Here is a 19,208-nt window from a genome sequence, read left to right on the forward strand (position 1 = left end):
TCTATCGGATCCTGAAATCGAACGAATAGGACGCACCGAGACCGACGGTGGTCTGGTTAGAGGATCCCCGCAGCTTCACCAGCGGGCTGTCCGCGACATCGCCGAGCAGCTTCTGGTACTCGACATAGGCGTGGACCTCCCACTGCGGGTTGATGCGGTAGGAGATCTGGCTGCCGAAACCGACCGAGTGCGCACCGCCTCTGGCATCGTATCTCGGAAGCCCCGATGCCAGCGCCTGCACGGCATCGACGCCGAAATACGGCGCAGTGGCATTGGTGCTCTTCCAGGTGAAGCGCGGGCCGGCCGAGATCGTCAGCCTTTGAATCAGCGGCACGATGACGTCGGCAGATACATCCGCGACGGTGCCGGTATGGCCGCCCATGCCCTGGCGCAACTCGCTGCGCAGGCGCAGCCAGTCGACCGGATAATACTCCACGAAGCCGCCGAGCTCATAGGCGGCGTCGACATTGCCAAGGCCGGTCAGCTCGGCATATTTGTCGGCCTTCCTTGAGGCGACGTATTTGAACGCGGGGCCGGCGCGAAAATGGCCGATGTCGAGCAGCGCGATGCTGGTGCTGTCGCGCGGTCCGCGAAACTGGTCGACTGATCCGGCGCGGCGGATGGAGAAGATCGGGACCGGAGCAAACCTTCCGTTGTTCGATCCGACGAACTCGGGCTTGTATTCGCCGCCGATGCCGACCATGACGGTCCAGTTGCCCGACGGCGAGGGCAGCATCGGCAGCTCCAATGGCGGCGCTGGCAGCGTGAAGGCGGTCTGCGCCGAGACTGATGGCGCAGTCGCCATAATCGCACCGAGTGCGGCGAGACAGGCGGTCGTCCGCCGCACAATCGCCGTGAGGCGGAGAGCGGCTTCTTCGAAATCATTCATTGCGGGGCCCCGGACCGGCCTTGCAGGCCGAGTCGACTGTTGTGGTTAGGAGCCACAGCATCTGGTCCGGCTAAATTGCCCGAAGATTGCAAGGTGCGATCAGATGTTTCCAGGGCCATGTCCGGCGCTGGCAGGCACGCCCGCCGGATCAACATTGCCCCAACATTGCACCGCCGCGATCACGCCCTCAAAAACGTGACGAGCCATACCCGCGAACTCACTCGGTCCTGCCTTTTATTCGCCAAGCTCGCCGCCTTTATGGGAACCCTCGCGCACGAGCCGAAGCGCCAGAATTCGGCCAGGGAGCGTCACGGTCAGGGTTTTGTTGCCCCAGCAGAGTCAAGGACGACCCGCGTGCGCTCCCTCGTGATCGAAGACGAACCACAGATCGGCGCCTATGTCAGCCGGCTGCTCGGGCAATTGCACGGCATCGTCGACCTCGTCGGCTCGATCGCCGATGCCCGCCAGGCACTGAACAATTTCAAGTATGATCTGGCGATCGTCGACCGGATGCTACCCGACGGAGATGCGCTCCAGGTGGTCACGGCCCTGAGCCAATCGGCGGAGCGGCCCGCAATCATCATGCTGACGTCCAAGGACGCCAAGGAGGATGTCGTCGAAGGGCTCAATGGCGGGGCCGACGATTATCTCGGCAAGCCGTTCGAGCCGCAGGAGCTGCTTGCGCGCGTGCGCGCGGTGCTGCGCCGGCCTCGGCTGCTGGCCCCATCGGTGCTGTCGCTCGGCAACGTCGAGTTGCACCTCGGCAGCAACGAGGCGGTAGTCGCCGACACCAGGATCCTGCTGCGCCGGCGCGAGGCGCTGATCCTGGGGGCGCTGCTGATGCGGCGCGACCGCGTCATCACCCGCGCCGCCCTGATCGAGGAGATCTACGGCTTCGACGACGAGATCGAGTCCAACACGCTCGAGGCGCAGGTCTCGCGCTTGCGCAAGAAACTGGCCGAACTCGGCGGCGACGTCGAGATCCGCAGCATGCGGGGCATCGGCTACATCCTGCGGCTGGCAACGCCGCGATGAAGTCAATCGCCCGAACCTTTGCGTTCTCGCTCGGTATCGCCGCCACCACGATCTTCCTGATCATGCTTGGCCTCTTCATATGGCGTTACCCGACGGAGGAGCGCGAGTTCAGGGCGTGCCAGGTCGTAGCGGCCGTTCTCGATCGCGCGACGGTGATCGAAGGGCAAAGACTGATAATACGCTCGACTCCTGCGCTCGAGGAATTGAAGCTGGACAGCCCAAACCTCTGGTACGTGGTGTCCGCGGGCGACCTGCTCAGCGAGTACGGCAGCGAACACCGGCCTCCCCTTCCCTTCGTGCTGCCCTACCACGGGCCCATCGGCTCGTCCGTTTTCAGCACGCTCGACCAGAAGAGCACCTTCTGTCTTTCCGCCGTACAACGGGGCCCGTTGCGGCTCGCGATGATGGTCGGCGAGCCTCAGGTTCGCTTTGGCCGGATTGCAAGGACTTTTCTCCTCCGCAGGGTCTTTTCGATCGCCTTGGTGGCGCTGGCCTTTGCCGCGACCGTCGCCATCGGTTCAGCGCTTGCCGCACGTTTCGTCTCTCGTAGCATCGAGCGGGTGGCGCGTCGCGCGCTCGCGATCGACCCCTCGGCGCCGCAAGGTTTGATATCGCTGTCCGAGGTCCCTCGCGAGTTGAAGCCGCTGGTCGAGGCGCTGAACCGCGCTTTCGGCGAGATCGACGCCTATATCAGGATGCAGCGCCGCTTCCTCGGCAATGCCGCCCATCAGCTTCGCACGCCGCTGACGCTGCTGCGCGCCAAGATCGAGGACGTGCCCGAGCCGGCCCTGAAGGCCGAGCTGGTGCGCGACGTCCGCCGGCTGACCTCGCTGGTCTCCGCGATGCTGGACCTGGCGCGATTGCAAAATCATGCGATCGAGAAGCGGCCGATCGATCTTGCCCAGATCACGCTGGACGTGCTGGCCGATTTCAGCCCGTCGGCGCTGGACGCCGGCATCGAGCTTGCGCTCGAGCACGAGGGAAGAGGTCCCTTCGTGGTGCAGGGCGTAGACGCTGCGATCCGAAGTGCACTTGCCAATCTCGTCGGCAACGCGCTCATCCACGCCCATGGCGCGCGGCGCATCGTCGCCACGATCGGCTGCGATGGCGTGGCTATTCGCGATGATGGCGCGGGCCTGCCCGACGGCGCCGAACACAGGCTGACCGAGCCGTTTCAGACCGGCAACGCCGCAGGTGCAGGCGCCGGTCTCGGCCTGTCGATCGTCCGCGAGATCATGGCGGCGCATGGCGGGGAGCTGGTCGTCGCTTCCGCGCCCGGCTACGGCACGACGATGCGCCTGCGCTTTGCCGCGGCCGCGGGGCCGGCGAGATCTGCGCAGCTCAATCTGCAAGAGCATTGAACGGGCGCATCGGCGCTTTTCGCGAAACCGTCCGGAAACATTGGCGCGGAAAACGTCTTCCGCGTTTCGTCCCTTCGCATCACGCAATCAATATCTGCGCCGAAGACAAGGGGAATGTTCGCGCACGGGCGAACCTGTTCTGCCATCGCGGCGACCAAACCTCCGATTGACATCTTCCACGGAGATTCTCCCATGCGTGTTCTCTCGATGATTGCCGTTGCCGGCGCCATGATTGCGAGCTCGGCCGCCGCGTTCGCCAGCGAACTTCCCTCCTATGAAGTGACGTCGTTTCCGATCACGACAACGCAAGTGCAGGTGCTCGGCGGCGCCGGCGTCGAGGAGCAGTCTGCGAGCCCCGCGATGATCGTCGCTGGCATGCCGGCCTCGCCCGTGCAGGTGTCCGTACTGTCGCCGCGGATCAAGCAGCTCGCGAGCGCGGGTTCGAACAACCAGGCGCGCTAAGCTTGGCGTTGTCGCTCCGGTTCGGCGCTCCGCGCCGGCCGGAATGCCACGCGCCTCTATGTCATGCTGCCCGGCATGAAGCAACGCACGCGCGGATGGCCGTCGATATAGTGCTTCCACACCATGGTGCGGCCGATCTTGTTCGGGACGGTGATCACGGCGCCGTCAGGCACCACGACCCACTCGTCGTCGATGCGCACGCGGTAGCGACCGCGATCGGACTCCCAATCGACGTCGGCGATGACGTAGCCGTCCGCATCCGAGCAGCATAGCCCGAACTCGCTACGCAAACTCTCGAACCAGGGTTTCAGGGGCGAGTTGGCGAAGCGGCCGTCGTCGCGCGCCAGCGCCGCATGCGTCAGAACCGCCAGCCCCAGCAGCACGGCGGCACACTGTCTTGCAGGTTTCATGTGGTCTCCGCGGTCGAAGTGATCACCGCGGGGCAAACGCTGCCATCCGCCTTCCGCATGGTGCGCGGCAGGCGTGGAGACGGCGACTCGCTCCCCCAGCAGCTTTGCCGACAGCTATGCAAATCCAGCGCCAGCGCGCATTCCGGGGAACTACTGGAGGGCGCCCGAGGCACGTTCGCCCTTCGGCGAAGGTGGCCGCACAGGCTGGAGACGCTGCGCTAGGACCATTGAGACCGCGCAGCGCGCGGCTTGCGCCCTTACTGCTTTGCCGGCGCCATCATCGCGCCGCCCTTCTTCGCCGCGGCCGCCGGTTGCTTGGCGGCAGCAGCCTGCGCGGGCAAGTATTTTGCGACGATGGCAGGATCGACCTGCGCGATGTTGGCATCGGGCAGGCGCGTCCAGGTCTCGTCCTTGCCGAGCAGCGCGATGCCGAGATAGCCGCGCAACGTCAGGGTCTGACCGTCGGGGCTGACCCGCATGTTGGCCTTCCAGATCTGGCCGTCGCGCGGATTAAGCACGTTGCCGCCCTCGTACTTCAATCCTTCGCGCTTCATGTCGCGGACGAAGGAGATGCCGAGCACCCGAGCGTTCTTGCGATCGTCGGTGCACTTGGAGCAGACCTCGTTCGGGTCGTCGGTTGGCCGCGGGAAGGTCTTTGCGATTACGCCTTCGAAGACGCCGTTGCGATCGATGAAGAGGAACCATCCGACCGTCCTGCCGTCTTCGACCTTCTGCCAGAGGCCCGCCGCCGTGGGCTCGGCGGTCTGCGCCGCGCACGGCGTCACGATCGCGAGCGACAATGCGAGCGCCAGGAAGGAGAGCAGCCGAAAGCTGGAAACGAGAGTCCGCATTATGATCACCTTGCTGAGCCAATCACCTTTGCTGAGCCAAGACTTCGCAGAGCCAAACTGTGCTAAGCCAAAAACTTGGCCAAGCCTATGACCGGAATGGCCGCAGACTACGGCGATTTCACGAACGGTTCCAGCACCAGAAACATGGGGCATCGCCGCCCCGAACGCTTCCGTCAGTTGACACCGAGCTTCTTTTGCAGGCTGGAGGACGAGGTCGTGTACTGGAACACGAGCCGCTTCTCCGGATAGACATAACGATGGGCTTTTTGCGACATCAGCGCGCCCTCGTGGAAGCCGCACAGGATCAACTTGATCTTGCCGGGATAGGTGTTGATGTCGCCGATCGCGAAGATGCCCGGCACATTGGTCTCGAACGCGGACGTCTCCACCGGCACCAGATTGTTCTCCAGCGCGATGCCCCAATTCGCGACCGGGCCGAGCTTCATGGTCAGCCCGAAGAACGGCAGCATGGTGTCGCAGGCGATTTCGGTGACGCTGTTGTCGTTGCCCTTGACGGTCGCGCCGGTGAGCTTTCCGTCAGCGCCGGAGAGCGCGGTGACCTGGCCGAGCCGCAGATCCATCTTGCCGCCGGCAACCAGCGCGCGCATCTGCTCGACACTATGGGGCGCGGCGCGAAACTCGTCGCGCCGATGCAGCAGCGTGATGCGCTTCGCAATCGGATGCAGATTGAGCGTCCAGTCGAGCGCGGAATCGCCGCCGCCGACGATCAGCACGCTCTTGTCGCGGAACGTCTCCATCTTGCGCACGGCGTAATGCACCGAGGTGCCTTCATAGGCCTCGATACCCGGTACCGGCGGGCGCTTGGGCTGGAACGAGCCGCCGCCGGCCGCGATCACCACCACCTTGCATTCGAACACCTTGCCGGCATCCGTGGTGCAGCGAAACAAGGGATCGCCGATCTTCTCCACGGTCTCGACCATCTCGCCGAGATGGAAGGTCGGATGAAACGGCTTGATCTGCTCCATCAGCGCGTCGGTCAGCCCCTGCCCCGAAACCTGGGGAATGCCGGGAATGTCGTAAATCGGCTTTTCCGGATAGAGCTCGGCACACTGGCCGCCGACCTTGTCGAGGATGTCGACGAAATGCGCCTTCATGTCGAGAAGGCCGAGCTCGAAGGCGGCGAACAGACCACACGGCCCGGCCCCAATAATCAGCACATCGGTTTTGATCACGTCGCTCATGTCGTCTCTTTATCGATCGTTATCGGTTGGACGGCGCCCGTTGGGCAGAGGTGACCCTGCCTGTCTAGCCAACGGGGATGGAACAGGAAAGGCATAAAAGCGGGATCGCCCCGCAGCCGCGCCCACTTGCCGGGCCAAAATAACTGGGCTGTAACGAGGATGGATATGACGGAGATCAATCGGTGAACGCGCCAGCCCGCCTCGACACGACCCCGCGCCTTGAGGACTTTCCGTTTCGCCTCAGCGACAACGTCCGGTTCGGCGACCTAGACCCGAACCAGCACGTCAACAACGCGGTCTATGCCACATATTTCGAGACCGGCCGTGTCACGCTGATGAAGCTTCCCGAATACGGGCTGACCCCGCCGGGGCTCGCCTGGATCATGGCGCGGCTCGACATGCATTTTCGCGCCGAGCTGCACTGGCCCGGCTCGATCGAGCTCGGCCTCGGCGTGGTCAAGCTCGGGCGAACGTCGGTGACATTCGAGCAGGTCGTGTTCTCGAACGGCACGTGCATTGCGTCGGCGACGTCGGTCGGCGTCCTGCTTGACGAGGCGACGCGCCGACCGGCGCCGCTGACCGCAGAGGTGATCGAGAAGCTCAGACCCTGGCACAAGCGCGGCATCGAGGTCGCGCCGCCGAGCACCTAGTCGACTTGGACAGTCTGCTTGGAGACGGATCAGGCCTGGCGCTCGGGCGTCGCCACGACGAGGCCGTCGAGCTCGTCGGAGACCTTGATCTGGCAAGACAGGCGCGAATTCGGGCGCACGTCGAAGCCGAAGTCGAGCATGTCCTCTTCCATCGGCGTCGGGCTGCCGACCTTCTCGCGCCAGGCTTCGTCGACATAGACATGGCAGGTTGCGCAGGCGCAGGCGCCGCCGCATTCGGCCTCGATGCCGGGAATGCTGTTGCGGATCGCAGCTTCCATCACGGTTGCGCCGTTCTCGATTTCCACCGTGCGGGTTTCGCCCTTGTGGTCGACAAAGTGAATCTTGGCCATGTGTGCTCGTGCTGCCGCGGTGCTTTGAATGAAGGAGGGTCCCGGCTGTCCTATAACGGGTCGGTCAGCCCGGCGCCATAGCGTTTTGAAGCCAAATGATTCCCGCTTTGCGGGAAGAAAACGCGTCAAAACAAGCGACTAGAGCCCGGCTCCGGACGTATCGGCTCAACGCTTCAGCATCGCCGCGATGGCAGCGCGGGCCTCGGCCACCGCCTCTTTCAGCGCGGCGAAGGCGTGGGGCCGGCCATGGCCGGTCCGGATCGCAGTCTCCAGGCTGGCAGCGGCATCAGCGACCGCCAAGGCGCCGATCCCGCGCGCCGAACCCTTGAGCTTGTGCGCAAGCGTGCCGGTCTCGGCCGGCAATGCGGTCATCGCCGCGAGCAGACGGGCCGCCTGCTCCGCGAACATGGCCAGCACTTCCTGCTCCAGCTCAGCGTCGCCGAGCGTCATTCGAGAGAGGTGATCGAGGTCGAGCGGGCTGTCGATGGGCGCAAGCGGGGGCGAAGGCATCCAGTCCATCCCTTGCAGTTCAGGCGTCATGGCGCAGGCCCCGGCTTCGCGCGACGGCCGCCGGTCCGGCGGTCAGATTCCCCTCACCCAAGCATGGAAATGGTTAACGAAATGTTTGGGGGATTTGACGCAGATCCGCCGGTTTATTGACGAAAAGTTGCCGCAATTGGCCGAGTCCGGTTGAGAATTGCGTTGATTGCTAAAGGCGTTACGGCGCGATCCTGTTAACGATGATTAAGAATGTCTTAATCGCGGGCATTTCATTCGCGACGCTCTGCCAATAGGATGTTGCAGAAATTGGCGGACAAGTCGTCCGGGTGGGGACGGCTCGGAGATCCGCGCAAGCGGCATGATCCGGTCTGTGGGCTTGCGTCGCGCGCAGGGCTCGCGGGGGGACGCGTACAAGTAACGAGGGCTCGGACTGAACATGGCGAACACTCCGAAAAAGGTCAAAGACCCTACAGAAGTTGCGCTTTCTGCAATCCAGGAAGCTCTGAACATCAGCGACACCGCGGCCGATACCAGCCGCAACGCCGCAATGCGCAACGAAACGGCGCCCCCGGTGCCGCCGGCCGCGCCTCCGGCCTTCGACGAGCCGAGCTTCGAGCCGCGCCCCGCCGCCAACGAGCGCTCGACCGTGTTCGACCCGGTCGAGGAGCCGCGCACCGCGCGCCGCGCCGCCAACGACGATCGCGAGACCATCGGCCAGCTGCTCCAGGCGCTGCAGAAGGGCCGCCCTGCCCGCAGCGTCTACACCTTCGCCACCATCTTCGCCGGCATCTGGCTCGCCGCATGCGCTGCGCTGACCTTCGGCTTCCTGCCCTCGATCCAGGCCGCCATGGGCCAGAGCGGCGGCGTGCTCGTGATCGCCGGCCTCGTCGCGATGTTCTTCGCACCGGTCATGCTGTTCTACTTCCTCGCGAGCCTCGTCTGGCGCGGCCAGGAAATGCGCATGATCGCGCAGGCGATGGCGCAGGTCGCGATCCGCTTCTCAGAGCCGGAAGGCTCGGCCTCCGATTCCATGGTCACCGTCGGCCAGGCCATCCGCCGCGAGGTCGCGGCGATGGGCGACGGCATCGAGCGTGCGATCGCGCGCGCCGGTGAGCTCGAGACGCTGGTCGCCAATGAGGTCGCCGCGCTCGAACGCGCCTATTCCGACAACGAGGTGCGCATCCGCGCTTTGCTCCAGGACATCGCGCATCAGCGCGACAACCTGGTCGGCCAGGCCGAGCAGGTTCGCAGCGCCATTTCCGGCGTGCAGATCGACCTGCGCCACGACATCGCGCTGATCTCGGACGCGATCGCCTCCCGCGTCGACGAGGTGGCCAAGTCGATCACCGGCGCTCTGGAAGAGCGCGGCGCCCACATCACCCAGGCGCTGAGCAATGCCGGCGACAACATGATCCTGGCTCTCGGCGAGCGCGGCGGCGACCTGCTCGACCGTCTCGAGGAGGCCAGCAACGAGACCACGCGCGCCGTGCTCGACGCCAGCGAGCGGCTGACCACCAGCCTCAACTTCAAGACCGGCCACGTCCACGACGAGTTCGTCGACCTCGCCGACCGCGTCCACGAGATGCTGAACGAGCGCATCGACCGCATCACCGGCGAGTTCGAGCAGCGTTCCGCCGCGATCGTCGACGGCATCTCCGAGCGCACCGAGCAGGTGCACGATTCCTTGAAGAACTCGTCGGACTCGCTGCTGCTCGAGCTCGAGCTGCGGTCCAACGACATCTCCGCCAAGATCGACGACGCCGGCAACCGCCTCGCCGGCCAGATCATGACGAGCGGCGACAAGGCCAGCGAGGCGCTCGACGCCACCGTCAACGCCCTGGTCGCCAAGGTCGTCAGCCAGACCGAGACCGCGCACGATTCGCTGTCGCTGCAGATGAGCGCGTTCGACGAGCTGGTGAGGAACCAGGGCACCGAGCTGGTCGAGAAGTTCGCCCGCGATTCCGGCACGCTGGGCGCGCTGATCACCCGCCACATCTCCGAATTCGACCGCACCGTGAAGACCTTCGGCGGCGAGATCGTCGAGCGCATGGGCCAGCGCACGCAGGACATCGCCGAGACACTGAAGACCTATGTCGACGATTTCGACACCCGCTTCACGTCGAACGGCGGCCAGATCACGGCGGTGCTCGACCAGCGCCTCGTGCAGTTCGAGACCACGATCGGCGAACGCGTCGGCAATATCGACGCCTCGCTGAACGGCAAGATCGCCAGCCTCGACGGCACCATCCAAGGCCACATCAGGACCTTCGACGAGCAGCTCGTCGGCCGCGTCGCCGCGCTCGAGCTGTCGTTCGACAGCCGCGCGAAGTCGATGACCGAGACCATCGACGGACGCATCAACACGCTGGCGACGTCGCTGACCGACGGTGCCGCGCAGGCGATCCAGTCTATCGACTCCCGCCTCACCTACCTCACGACGTCGCTGACCGGCGGGGCGTCGCAGGCCATCGAAACAATCGATGCAAGGCTCAATCACCTCACGAGCTCGCTCACCGACGGTGCCTCGCAGGCCATTGAAACCATCGATGCGCGCCTCAACCACCTCACGAGCTCGCTGACCGACGGTGCATCGCAGACCATCCAGTCGATCGACACCCGCCTGACCCACCTCACGACCACACTCACGGGTGGCGCGACGCAGGCGCTCGAATCCATCGACTCCCGCCTCACCTACCTGACCACCGCCGTGACCAACGGCGCATCGCAGGCCGTGCAGTCGATCGACACGCGCCTGACTCTGCTCACCTCGACGCTCACCGACGGCACCGCGCAGGCGATCGAGGCGGTCGACCGCCGCATCACCGGCGTCACCGAGATCATCGACGGCCGCAGCACGCATCTGACCGACACGGTCACGGCACGCTTCCAGGAGATCCAGCAGGCCATCGAGACCAAGGTCGGCTCGGTCGCCAGCGACATCGACGTGCGCGTGGCTCAGTTCGAGGATCTGCTCGGCTCCCGCGTCGAGGCCGTGGCCGGCCGCATCGAAAGCAGCGGACGCCAGGCCAGCGAGGACATGATGTCCCGCGCCGAGATGATCTCGACCGCGATCCGCTCGCATGTCGAGGACGCCGAGCGCTCGCTCACCAACCTCGTCGTCAACACCAGCGAGACCATCCAGACCGGCGCGCGCACCGCCCAGCAGTCGCTGCTGACGGTCTCCTCCGATGTCAACGCCCAGCTCAAGATGACCTCGGCCGAGGTCGAGCAGGCGCTGACCGCAGTCGGCACCGGTGCGGCGAACTCGATCCTGACCAGCGCGCGCGAAGCGCAGTCGACGCTGGTCGCGGCCTCGGGCGAAGCCTCCACCCAGATCAAGGGGCTCGCGGCCGACGTCGAGCGCACGCTGTCGGCGGCGGGCTCCGCCACCGCAGCCTCGATCCTGGCCGGCGCCCGCGAGGTGCAGACCACCCTCGTCACCGCGTCCTCGGATGCGGCGAGCCAGGTCAAGACGCTCACCGCCGACGTGCAGCGCTCGCTGTCGATGGCCGGCACCGCCACGGCGGAGTCGATCACCGCCGGCGCCCGCGATGCGCAGAGCACGCTGATCGCGGCCTCGACCGAGACCGCAAACCAGATCAAGGCGCTGTCCTCGGACGTGCAGCGCTCGCTGACGATGGCGGGCACCTCGACGGCCGAGACCATCATGAGCGGCGCCCGCGAGGCCCAGAGCACGCTGGTGACGGCGTCCTCGGACGCGGCGAGCCAGGTCAAGTCGCTCGCGGCCGAAGTGCATCGCTCGCTCTCTCAGGTCGGCCAGACCACCGCCGAGACGATCACCACCAGCGCCCGCGACGCCCAGAGCACCCTTCTTGCTGTCTCCGCAGAACAAACCAGCCAGGTCCGTTCGCTCGCGGCCGAGATGCAGCGCGCGCTGGCGACAGCCGGCGGCGCCACCATCGAGGCGCTCACCAGCGGCGTGCGCGAGGCCCAGGGCACGCTGATCTCCGCCTCGACCGATGCGGCGGGCCAGATCAAGTCGCTGACGACGGACATCGAGCGCACGCTGACCGCGGTCGGCGCCGACACCGCCTCGACCATCCTCAACAGCGCGCGTGAAGCCCAGATCTCGCTGACCTCGACCTCGGCCGACGCCGCGAGCCAGATCCGCACGATCTCGACCGAGATCGAGCGCACGCTGAGCGCAGCCGCCGCCAACGCGACCAACGACATCCAGACCAGCGCGCTCAACGCCCAGAACGCGCTGATCTCCGCCTCCAACGAGGCGAGCTCGCGCGTCAAGTCGAGCTCGGCCGACGTCGAGCGCTCGGTGCTCGCCGCCAGCTCCAGCTTCGGCCAGGCCATGACCGGCAAGACCGACGAGATCGTCACCTACGTGCAGCAGCAGGCCGACCGTCTGTCGAACATGATCGACGCCAAGCGCGGCGCACTGGTCGACGCGATTGGCTCCAAGACCAGCCAGCTCACGCTCGACATCGACCGCGTCACCTCCGACGCGCTGAAGTCGATCGAGACGCGCGGCCAGGCCTTCTCGCAGACCATGATGGGCAACGGCTCGGAAGTCGCCCGCACCATCAACGCGGCGAGCGAGGTCGCCACCAGCGCCGTCGGCAAGTCGCTCAAGGACCTCGAGCAGGCCTCGCGTTCCGCGATCGACCAGTCGCGCCAGGTCTCGATCGCGGCCGTGACGGAGATGCAGGAGACCAGCAAGATCCTGCGCACCGACACGGTCGCCCTGTTCGAGCGCCTGCGCGAAGGCAACATCCTGCTCCAGGAGGTGCTGACCGGTGCGCACGACAACCTCAACTCGCTTGAGCGGGCGCTGGTGACCCGCGTCGCCGACTTCGTCTCGGCGATGAACGACGTCACCTCGCGCAACGGCGCGGCGACGCAGAACCTGGAAGAGCAGCTCAACGTCTTCAACAGCAAGACCACGAAGGCGCTGCAGGATCTCGGCGAGCTGTCGACCCAGTTCGACAAGCATGGCCAGGCGCTGGTCGAGGCCGCGCAGGTCGTCGAGCAGAGCAACAAGAACACCACTGCCTCGCTCGCCGAACGCAAGCAGGCACTGGAATCGCTCGTCACCACGATCGACCTGCGCACGGCCGATCTCGACCAGCGGCTGTCGCGCTTCACCGGCCTGCTCGATGAATCGCTTGCCGCGGCCGAAGAGCGCGCCCGCGACATCGCCCGCGTCGTCGCCGAGACCGCCGGCGCCGGCTCGGCCGCGATCACCCGCCAGTTCGAGGCGGTGCGCGCGGCGTCTGAAGAGGAGCACCGGCAGACCATCGAGGCCATGCACGACATCTACCGCCAGACCACGGACGAGGCGGATACGATGTTCAAGCAGTCGACCGAGAAGTTCACCAACCTCGTCGCCAGCATGAAGCAGATGGCTTTGGAGATGCACAACGAGCTCGAAGCCACCCGCAACGAGCTGCGCCGCGGCGTACTCGAGATGCCGCAGGAGGCCGCCGAGAGCACGGCGCAGATGCGCAAGGTGATCGTCGACCAGATCGAGGCGCTCGCCGAGCTCAACCGCATCGTGGCCCAGCACGGCCGCGGGCTCGACGTCACCACGGCGGGCCGCGCCAGCGTGCAACGCCAGGAAGAGCCGGTGCTGGCCGCCGTCGGCGGCCGGGCTCCCGAGACCCGCATGCGCGACATCGGCAGCGCCTCGACGCTGCCGCCGCCGGACCTCGGCATGCCGGCCGGGCGCCGCACCGAAGCGCCGCCGGTCGCGCCCGGTGGCAACGACCAGGGCCGTGACGGCTGGCTGTCGGACCTGCTCAACCGCACCGACGCCAATCAGGGCGCACCGGCCGGTCAGGCTCCGCGTGGCCGCGCGGCACCCGCGCCGCAGCCGCAGGCGCCGCAGGCCAGCAGCAATCCGCTGGAATCGCTGTCACTCGACATCGGCCGGCTGATGGACCGCAACCTCGCCGCCGAGATGTGGGACCGCTACCAGCGCGGCGAGAACAAGGCCTTCACCAAGCGCCTGTACACGCCCGCCGGCCAGAAGGCCTTCGACGAGGTCGCCCGCAAGTACCGCGCCGACCGCAACTTCAAGGGCACGGTCGACCGCTACGTCGCCGAGTTCGAGCGCCTGCTCGACGAAGTCGCCCGCGACGGCCGCGGCCCGCAGGAGCTGCGCAGCCACCTGATCTCGGAGACGGGCCTGGTCTACACCCTGCTCGCGCACGCGGCGGGCCGGCTGGGGTGAGCGGAAGCTCGCCAATGGCGAATAGCGAATAGCGAATGAAAACGGAGCCCTCGCGGGCTCCGTTTTTGTTTGGGATCGATCCGTGAGGAAGGCTGTATACGCTACTCGCTATTCGCCACTCCCCCATTCGCGCTTTCCTACCGCCTACCGCCTCGGCGCTGCCGCAGGCTTCGGCGGCTCGGGCGGCGGGGCGGGCTGCGACGAGTTGCTGGCGCCGAACAGGACGCGGGTCGGGTTGCGGTCGAAATTGTTCACGGCGCGGCTAATGTCGCCGAGGGTGCGGCGGCCGTCGGCCATCAGAGCGCCCGAGCGCTTGTCGAAATCTTCGGCTAGCTCGCGGATCGACTTCACCGCCTGGAACAGCTCGCCGCCATCCTTGCCGCCGGCCAGCGTGTTGAGGCCGAGCATGAGATTGTCGGCCTTGAGCATGACGCCGTCGACCTTGGCCATCACGGCGTCGATCTTTTCGGAATTGCGCGCCAGCGAGTTGGTAAAGGTCTCGAGGTTCTTCAGCGAGTTCTTCACCGATTCCTGATTGTCGGCGACGATCTTGTTGACGTTCTGCAGCGTGGCGCGGATCGCCTCGGTGACATCCTGGAGCTTGTTGGGGTCGGCCGTGAGCGTCGGGATGCCGTCCTGGTCGAGCGGCGGAGCCGGCGCGGCCTCCTCGCCGCCCTTCAGCGAGATCGCCGCAACGCCGGTGAGACCCTGGAATTCGAGGCCGACCAGGGTGTCCTTGCGGATCGGGGCGTTATTCTCGATCATGGCGAGTGCGACAACCCGCCGCGGGTTGTCCAGCTTCACCGAGACCACCTCGCCCACCCTGATACCGTTGAAATTGACGCTGCCGCCGTTGCGCAGGCCCGCCGCCGGGCCCTCGAACACGACGCGCAAGGGGCTGCGCTGCTTGGTCGTGTGCAGCGACTGAAACCACAGCACGAAGCCGATCGCGGCGGCGATCACCGCCAGCGTGAACGAGCCGATCAAAATGTAGTTCGCCCGCGTTTCCATCAGGTGCTCCGGCTACTCAACCCAGCTCTCAACCCATGACCGCGCGGGCGCGCTTGCCATGAAAATACTGCCTCAGCCAGGGATGCTGCGAGGCCTGCATGTCGGCGATCGACCCTGCCGCAATGATCTTACCGTTCCCTAAAACGGCGATGCGGTCACATGCTGTGTATAGGCTGTCGAGGTCGTGGGTTACCATGAAAACCGTCAGCCCCAAAGTGCGCTGCAGGGTCCGAACCAGCTCGTCGAAGTCGCCCGCGCCGATCGGATCGAGGCCGGAGGTCGGCTCGTCCAGAAAGACGAGGTCGGGATCGAGCGACAACGCACGCGCCAGCGCCACGCGCTTGATCATGCCGCCGGAGAGCTCGGACGGGAAACGCTCGGCGACCTCGGGCTTGAGGCCGACCATGGTGAGCTTGGCCATGGTGATCTCGTCCATCAGCCGCTGCGAAACGCGCAGATATTCGCGCATCGGAAACTGGATGTTCTGCCGCACGGTCAGCGAGGAGAACAGCGCGCCCTGCTGGAACAGGACGCCCCAGCGCCGCTCGACATTGCGCCGCTGCGACGCGCTCGATGAATCGAGGTCAACGCCGAACACTTCGATGGAGCCCGCGACCTTCGGCACGAGGCCGATGATGGTGCGCGTCAGCACCGACTTGCCCGCGCCCGAGGGGCCGACAAATCCCAAAATCTCGCCGCGCTTGACGTCGAGGTTGAGCCCGTCCAGCACGCGCGTTGAGCCAAACTGCACGGTGATGCCGCGGACGCGGATGATCGGGTCCTGGATCTCGCTTTGAGTTTCTCTTGCCATCGTCACATCCCGATCGAGGCGAAGAAGATGGCGAAGATGCCGTCCATGACGATGACGAAGAAGATGCCCTTCACCACCGACGCGGTGGTGTGCTGACCCAGCGATTCCGCGCTGCCCTGCACGGCGAGCCCTTCGACGCAGGCGACGATGCCGATCACGGCGGCCATCACCGGCGCCTTGACGATGCCGACGATGAAATGGTCGATCGAGATGGCGTCGCGCAGGCGCAGCAGGAAGGCCTCGGGCTGGACGCCGCCATAGAGCCAGGCCACCAGACCGCCGCCATAGAGCGCGGCCATGGCGCCGAGGAATGCGAGGATCGGCAGCGCCAGCACCAGCGCCATCATGCGCGGCAGCACCAGGACCTCGATCGGATCGAACCCCATGGTGCGCAGCGCGTCGATCTCCTCGCGCATCTTCATCGAGCCGAGCTCGGCGGTGTAGGCGCTGCCCGAACGGCCCGCGACCATGATCGCGACCAGGAGCACGCCGATCTCGCGCAGCACCAGCACCCCGAGCATGTCGACCACGAAGATGTCGGCGCCGAAGCGGCGGAAATGGAAGATGCCTTGCTGCGCGATGATGCAGCCGATCAGGAAGGTGATCAGCACGATGATCGGCACCGCGCGCCAGCAGACCTGCTCCATGTGGTGCACGGTCGAGGTCAGGCGGAACGAGCGCGGATGGATCAGGACGCGAAACCACGCCGCGAGCACGGCGCCCAGCATGTCGACGAGGCCCGCCACCGTGCCGGCGACGCCGGCCACGGCCCGTCCGATCTGCTCCAGCATGCCGGAGATGGTGATCGGGTCGCTGTCGACCATGGCCGTCGCCCTGACCCGCCGCACCTCGTCCACGAGGCTGGAATAATTGGCGGAGAGGCCCGCGATCTGGGCCTCGACGGGTCCCTTGGTCAGGCTGCGGCGCAGCCGCTCGATCAGCCAGGCGCCGAACGTGTCGAGCTTGGCGACCTCGGAGACGTCGATGAAGATGCTTTGCGGGGTGTCTGCAAGCTTCTCGGCGTCGGCGACCATCCGCTCCAGGACCGGCGCAAAGCTCGCGGTCCAGGTGCCGGTGGCGCACAGTGCCAGGGCGTTGCCCTTGGCAATCCGTTCCAGCTTCGGATCGCCACTCATGTCCGCTCCCGTGCCGGGGCGGAGAAAATCAGATGATTGCGCACGCGCCCTTACCCAGAGAAGGTATCCCCAAGGGTTAATGTTAGTTGCTAGAGGTAACTAGCAGGTTCAGATTTCGCCAGAGTTCAAAATGACTTCCATGAAATTTGCAGCTTTGGCGGCGCGAATCGAGCGCTTCCCGATCGCCGGCAGTTTTACCATCAGTCGGGGCGCCAAAACCGAGGCCGTCACGGTCGTGGCGGAGGTCAGCCGGGGCGGCCTGACCGGCCGCGGCGAATGCGTGCCCTATCCCCGCTACGGCGAGACGCCGGAGGCGACGCTGGCCGCGATCCAGGCCATGCAGGAGGCCGTCGCGGGCGGGCTGACGCGAGAGACCCTGCAGGCCGCAATGCCATCAGGTGCGGCCCGCAACGCCTTGGATTGCGCCCTGATCGACCTCGAGGCCAAGGCGGCGGGCTTGCGCGCCTGGAACCTGCTGGGCCGCCCGGCCCCGGAAGAGCGCACCACGGCTTACACGATCTCGTTAGCGACCCCCGAGGCCATGGCCGCCGCGACCGCCAAAGCGGCGCACCGTCCGCTGCTCAAGATCAAGCTCGGCGGCGACGGCGATCCGGAGCGCATCGCGGCCGTGCGCAAGGCCGCCCCTGAGGCCGAGCTGATCGTCGATGCCAACGAGGCATGGACCGAGGCCGATCTGGAGGCCAATCTCGCCGCCTGCGCCGCTTCGGGCGTCACCCTGGTGGAGCAGCCGCTGCCGGCAGGCCGCGACGAAGCGCTGGCGCGCATCAAGCGCCCCCTCGCGGTCTGCGCCGACGAGAGCGTGCATGACCGCTCTTCGCTTGCGCCCTTGCGCGAACGCTACGACGCCGTGAACATCAAGCTCGACAAGACGGGCGGCCTCACCGAGGCGCTGGCCATGGCCGATGCTGCCCGGGCGCTCGGCTTCGAGATCATGATCGGCTGCATGGTCGCGAGCTCGCTGTCGATGGCGCCGGCGATGCTGGTGACGCCCCAGGCGCGCTTCGTCGATCTCGACGGCCCCTTGCTGCTGGCGCGCGACCGCGACCACGGCCTGCGTTATGACGGCAGCCTGGTCTACCCGCCGGATGTTTCGCTCTGGGGCTGAGCCGTGAGGCGATGCCGCGCCGACCAGATCAGAATGGCACCGGCAGCGGCCATCGCCGCCATGACGTAATAGACATTGTCGCCGATGCGGGCGTAGATCGCGCCTGATGCGATCGACGTCGCCGCCCCCAGGAGCCCGTTGCAGGCGGCGTAATAGCCCTGCCCGCGCGCGATCTCATGCGAAGACACGCGCTGCGCCAAAAGGTTCATGGTGCCGACGATGGTCAGGCCGAAGCTGAAGCCGTGGCCGAGCTGGGCGATCGCGAGCAGCACGAGCGGCGGCTCGCTCGCGGTGACGATCCAGCGCAGCACGGCGACCACGCCGCCGATCGCCATCAGCGTGGACGGCTGCAGCGAGAAGCGCGGCGACAGCGCGAACACGACGATCTCTGCCATGATGCCGAGCGTCCACAGCACCGCGATGGTCAGCCCGCTGATGCCTTGCAGCTGCCAGTTGATGGCCGAGAAGGTGTAGAAGGCGATGTGGCTGCTCTGGATCAGCGCCGCCGACGCGATCACGGCCCAGAAGTCTGCATCGCGCAGCAGCGGCTTGCCGGCATGCCGCTCCGGCGTCCTCCGCCTGAGATCGTCGAGCGGCTGCAGCAGCAGGCTGGCTGCGACCGCGACGACGGCCCAGGCCACGATGACCCAGATCAGGTCGCGCGGAGCGATGACGTCGACGAGATAGCCGCAGGCGAGCGAGCCGGCGGCAAACGCCGCCGCCCCCCACAGCCGCAGGGGTCCGTAATCGAGCCCGTAGCGAGCGACACCGCGCAACGCATAGGCATCAGTCAGCGGCATCGTCGGCGTCCACACCATGCAGGTCAGCGCATAGATCAGGAACAGCGCCAGCGGCTGCTGCTGCAGGCCGACCATCGTAAATCCGATCGCGGTGGCCAGCGCCGACACCATGATGGCGGCGCGAATGGCCTGCCGCTTTTCGGCAAAAGCGGTCACTTGCGGCAGCGTGGTGAAGCGCGTGATCGCCGGCAGCGCGGCGATGATGCCGATCCAGACAGCGTCGATGCCGATCGCCTTCAGCCAGACCGGGAAGAACGGCACATGCGTGCCCAGGACCGCAAAAAAGGCCGAATAGAACACGGCGAGGCTCACGGCGAATCGCCGCTTCGTCGCTGCCGCGATGGGGATTTGTGATTCGGACTGCATCAAACCAATTGCGATTCGGTCGATATCGTGGTGATCGTTACA

General features: G+C 66.1%; 16 protein-coding genes. 6 read left to right on the forward strand and 10 right to left on the reverse strand.

Features of this window, described 5'->3' with window-relative positions; all coding sequences use genetic code 11:
* Nucleotide 1: 1 nt before the first annotated feature.
* Entirely contained in the window at nucleotides 2-889 is an 888-nt protein-coding gene (locus tag I6F33_RS24310; protein ID WP_225114190.1) for a MipA/OmpV family protein, read from the reverse strand.
* Between the two features lie 354 nt (nucleotides 890-1,243).
* Here I6F33_RS24310 and I6F33_RS24315 point away from each other — a divergent pair, with 354 nt between their 5' ends.
* The 3 genes from I6F33_RS24315 (at nucleotide 1,244) to I6F33_RS24325 (ending at nucleotide 3,747) form a co-directional block, all read left to right on the forward strand.
* A complete protein-coding gene (locus tag I6F33_RS24315; protein WP_036015597.1) occupies nucleotides 1,244-1,924 on the forward strand; it encodes a response regulator transcription factor in 681 nt (226 codons plus the stop codon).
* The gene (locus I6F33_RS24320) at nucleotides 1,921-3,285 is read left to right on the forward strand and encodes a cell wall metabolism sensor histidine kinase WalK (RefSeq protein WP_225144344.1); all 1,365 of its coding nucleotides are present in this window, start codon (nucleotides 1,921-1,923) and stop codon (nucleotides 3,283-3,285) included. Before I6F33_RS24315 ends, I6F33_RS24320 begins: the two co-directional genes overlap by 4 nt.
* A 192-nt stretch (nucleotides 3,286-3,477) precedes the next feature.
* Nucleotides 3,478-3,747 (forward strand): hypothetical protein, encoded by a 270-nt coding sequence (locus I6F33_RS24325; RefSeq protein ID WP_225144345.1) that lies wholly within the window; start codon nucleotides 3,478-3,480, stop codon nucleotides 3,745-3,747.
* A 56-nt stretch (nucleotides 3,748-3,803) separates the two neighbouring features.
* Here I6F33_RS24325 and I6F33_RS24330 read toward each other — a convergent pair whose 3' ends face one another.
* The 3 genes from I6F33_RS24330 to I6F33_RS24340 all read right to left on the reverse strand — a co-directional run bounded on the left by I6F33_RS24330 (nucleotide 3,804) and on the right by I6F33_RS24340 (nucleotide 6,210).
* Complete coding sequence (locus I6F33_RS24330; protein WP_057028767.1) at nucleotides 3,804-4,157, reverse strand: hypothetical protein; 354 nt, start codon at nucleotides 4,155-4,157, stop codon at nucleotides 3,804-3,806.
* 257 nt (nucleotides 4,158-4,414) lie between these two features.
* Complete coding sequence (locus I6F33_RS24335; protein WP_225144346.1) at nucleotides 4,415-5,008, reverse strand: DUF2147 domain-containing protein; 594 nt, start codon at nucleotides 5,006-5,008, stop codon at nucleotides 4,415-4,417.
* 173 nt (nucleotides 5,009-5,181) lie between these two features.
* On the reverse strand, nucleotides 5,182-6,210 hold the full coding sequence (locus I6F33_RS24340; protein ID WP_036015581.1) for an NAD(P)/FAD-dependent oxidoreductase: 1,029 nt from the start codon (nucleotides 6,208-6,210) through the stop codon (nucleotides 5,182-5,184).
* 182 nt (nucleotides 6,211-6,392) lie between these two features.
* Here I6F33_RS24340 and I6F33_RS24345 point away from each other — a divergent pair, with 182 nt between their 5' ends.
* Complete coding sequence (locus I6F33_RS24345) at nucleotides 6,393-6,860, forward strand: thioesterase family protein (protein ID WP_225144347.1); 468 nt, start codon at nucleotides 6,393-6,395, stop codon at nucleotides 6,858-6,860.
* A 29-nt stretch (nucleotides 6,861-6,889) separates the two neighbouring features.
* On the opposite strand, the gene I6F33_RS24350 is transcribed toward I6F33_RS24345, so the two are convergent.
* On the reverse strand, nucleotides 6,890-7,210 hold the full coding sequence (locus I6F33_RS24350) for a 2Fe-2S iron-sulfur cluster-binding protein (protein ID WP_008143731.1): 321 nt from the start codon (nucleotides 7,208-7,210) through the stop codon (nucleotides 6,890-6,892).
* A gap of 165 nt (nucleotides 7,211-7,375) precedes the next feature.
* Complete coding sequence (locus I6F33_RS24355; RefSeq protein ID WP_225144348.1) at nucleotides 7,376-7,750, reverse strand: Hpt domain-containing protein; 375 nt, start codon at nucleotides 7,748-7,750, stop codon at nucleotides 7,376-7,378.
* Nucleotides 7,751-8,147: 397 nt separating this feature from the next.
* On the opposite strand from I6F33_RS24355, the gene I6F33_RS24360 reads away from it, so the two are divergent.
* Nucleotides 8,148-13,916 carry a negative regulator of septation ring formation gene (locus I6F33_RS24360; RefSeq protein ID WP_225144349.1) on the forward strand — a complete coding sequence of 1,923 codons (5,769 nt, stop codon included), beginning with the start codon at nucleotides 8,148-8,150 and terminating at the stop codon, nucleotides 13,914-13,916.
* A 144-nt stretch (nucleotides 13,917-14,060) separates the two neighbouring features.
* Here the strand turns inward: I6F33_RS24360 and I6F33_RS24365 are convergent, their stop codons facing one another.
* Genes I6F33_RS24365 through I6F33_RS24375 form a run of 3 tightly spaced genes read right to left on the reverse strand, consistent with a single transcriptional unit; the run spans nucleotide 14,061 to nucleotide 16,874 of the window.
* Nucleotides 14,061-14,927, reverse strand: coding sequence for an MlaD family protein (locus I6F33_RS24365; RefSeq protein ID WP_036015558.1), 867 nt, complete (start codon nucleotides 14,925-14,927; stop codon nucleotides 14,061-14,063).
* 28 nt (nucleotides 14,928-14,955) lie between these two features.
* Complete coding sequence (locus I6F33_RS24370) at nucleotides 14,956-15,738, reverse strand: ABC transporter ATP-binding protein (RefSeq protein WP_036015555.1); 783 nt, start codon at nucleotides 15,736-15,738, stop codon at nucleotides 14,956-14,958.
* A gap of 2 nt (nucleotides 15,739-15,740) precedes the next feature.
* The gene (locus I6F33_RS24375; protein ID WP_036015553.1) at nucleotides 15,741-16,874 is read right to left on the reverse strand and encodes an ABC transporter permease; all 1,134 of its coding nucleotides are present in this window, start codon (nucleotides 16,872-16,874) and stop codon (nucleotides 15,741-15,743) included.
* Nucleotides 16,875-17,004: 130 nt separating this feature from the next.
* Between I6F33_RS24375 and dgcA the strand changes: the two genes are divergently transcribed.
* Nucleotides 17,005-18,000: an N-acetyl-D-Glu racemase DgcA gene (gene dgcA / locus I6F33_RS24380; protein ID WP_225144350.1), complete on the forward strand. Its 996-nt coding sequence runs from the start codon at nucleotides 17,005-17,007 to the stop codon at nucleotides 17,998-18,000.
* Here the strand turns inward: dgcA and I6F33_RS24385 are convergent.
* On the reverse strand, nucleotides 17,970-19,166 hold the full coding sequence (locus I6F33_RS24385) for an MFS transporter (RefSeq protein WP_225144351.1): 1,197 nt from the start codon (nucleotides 19,164-19,166) through the stop codon (nucleotides 17,970-17,972). The two genes, dgcA and I6F33_RS24385, sit on opposite strands and share 31 nt — an antisense overlap.
* Nucleotides 19,167-19,208 lie beyond the last annotated feature (42 nt).

The organism is Bradyrhizobium sp. BRP20 (assembly GCF_020194215.1).
Classification (GTDB): Bacteria; Pseudomonadota; Alphaproteobacteria; order Rhizobiales; family Xanthobacteraceae; genus Bradyrhizobium; species Bradyrhizobium yuanmingense.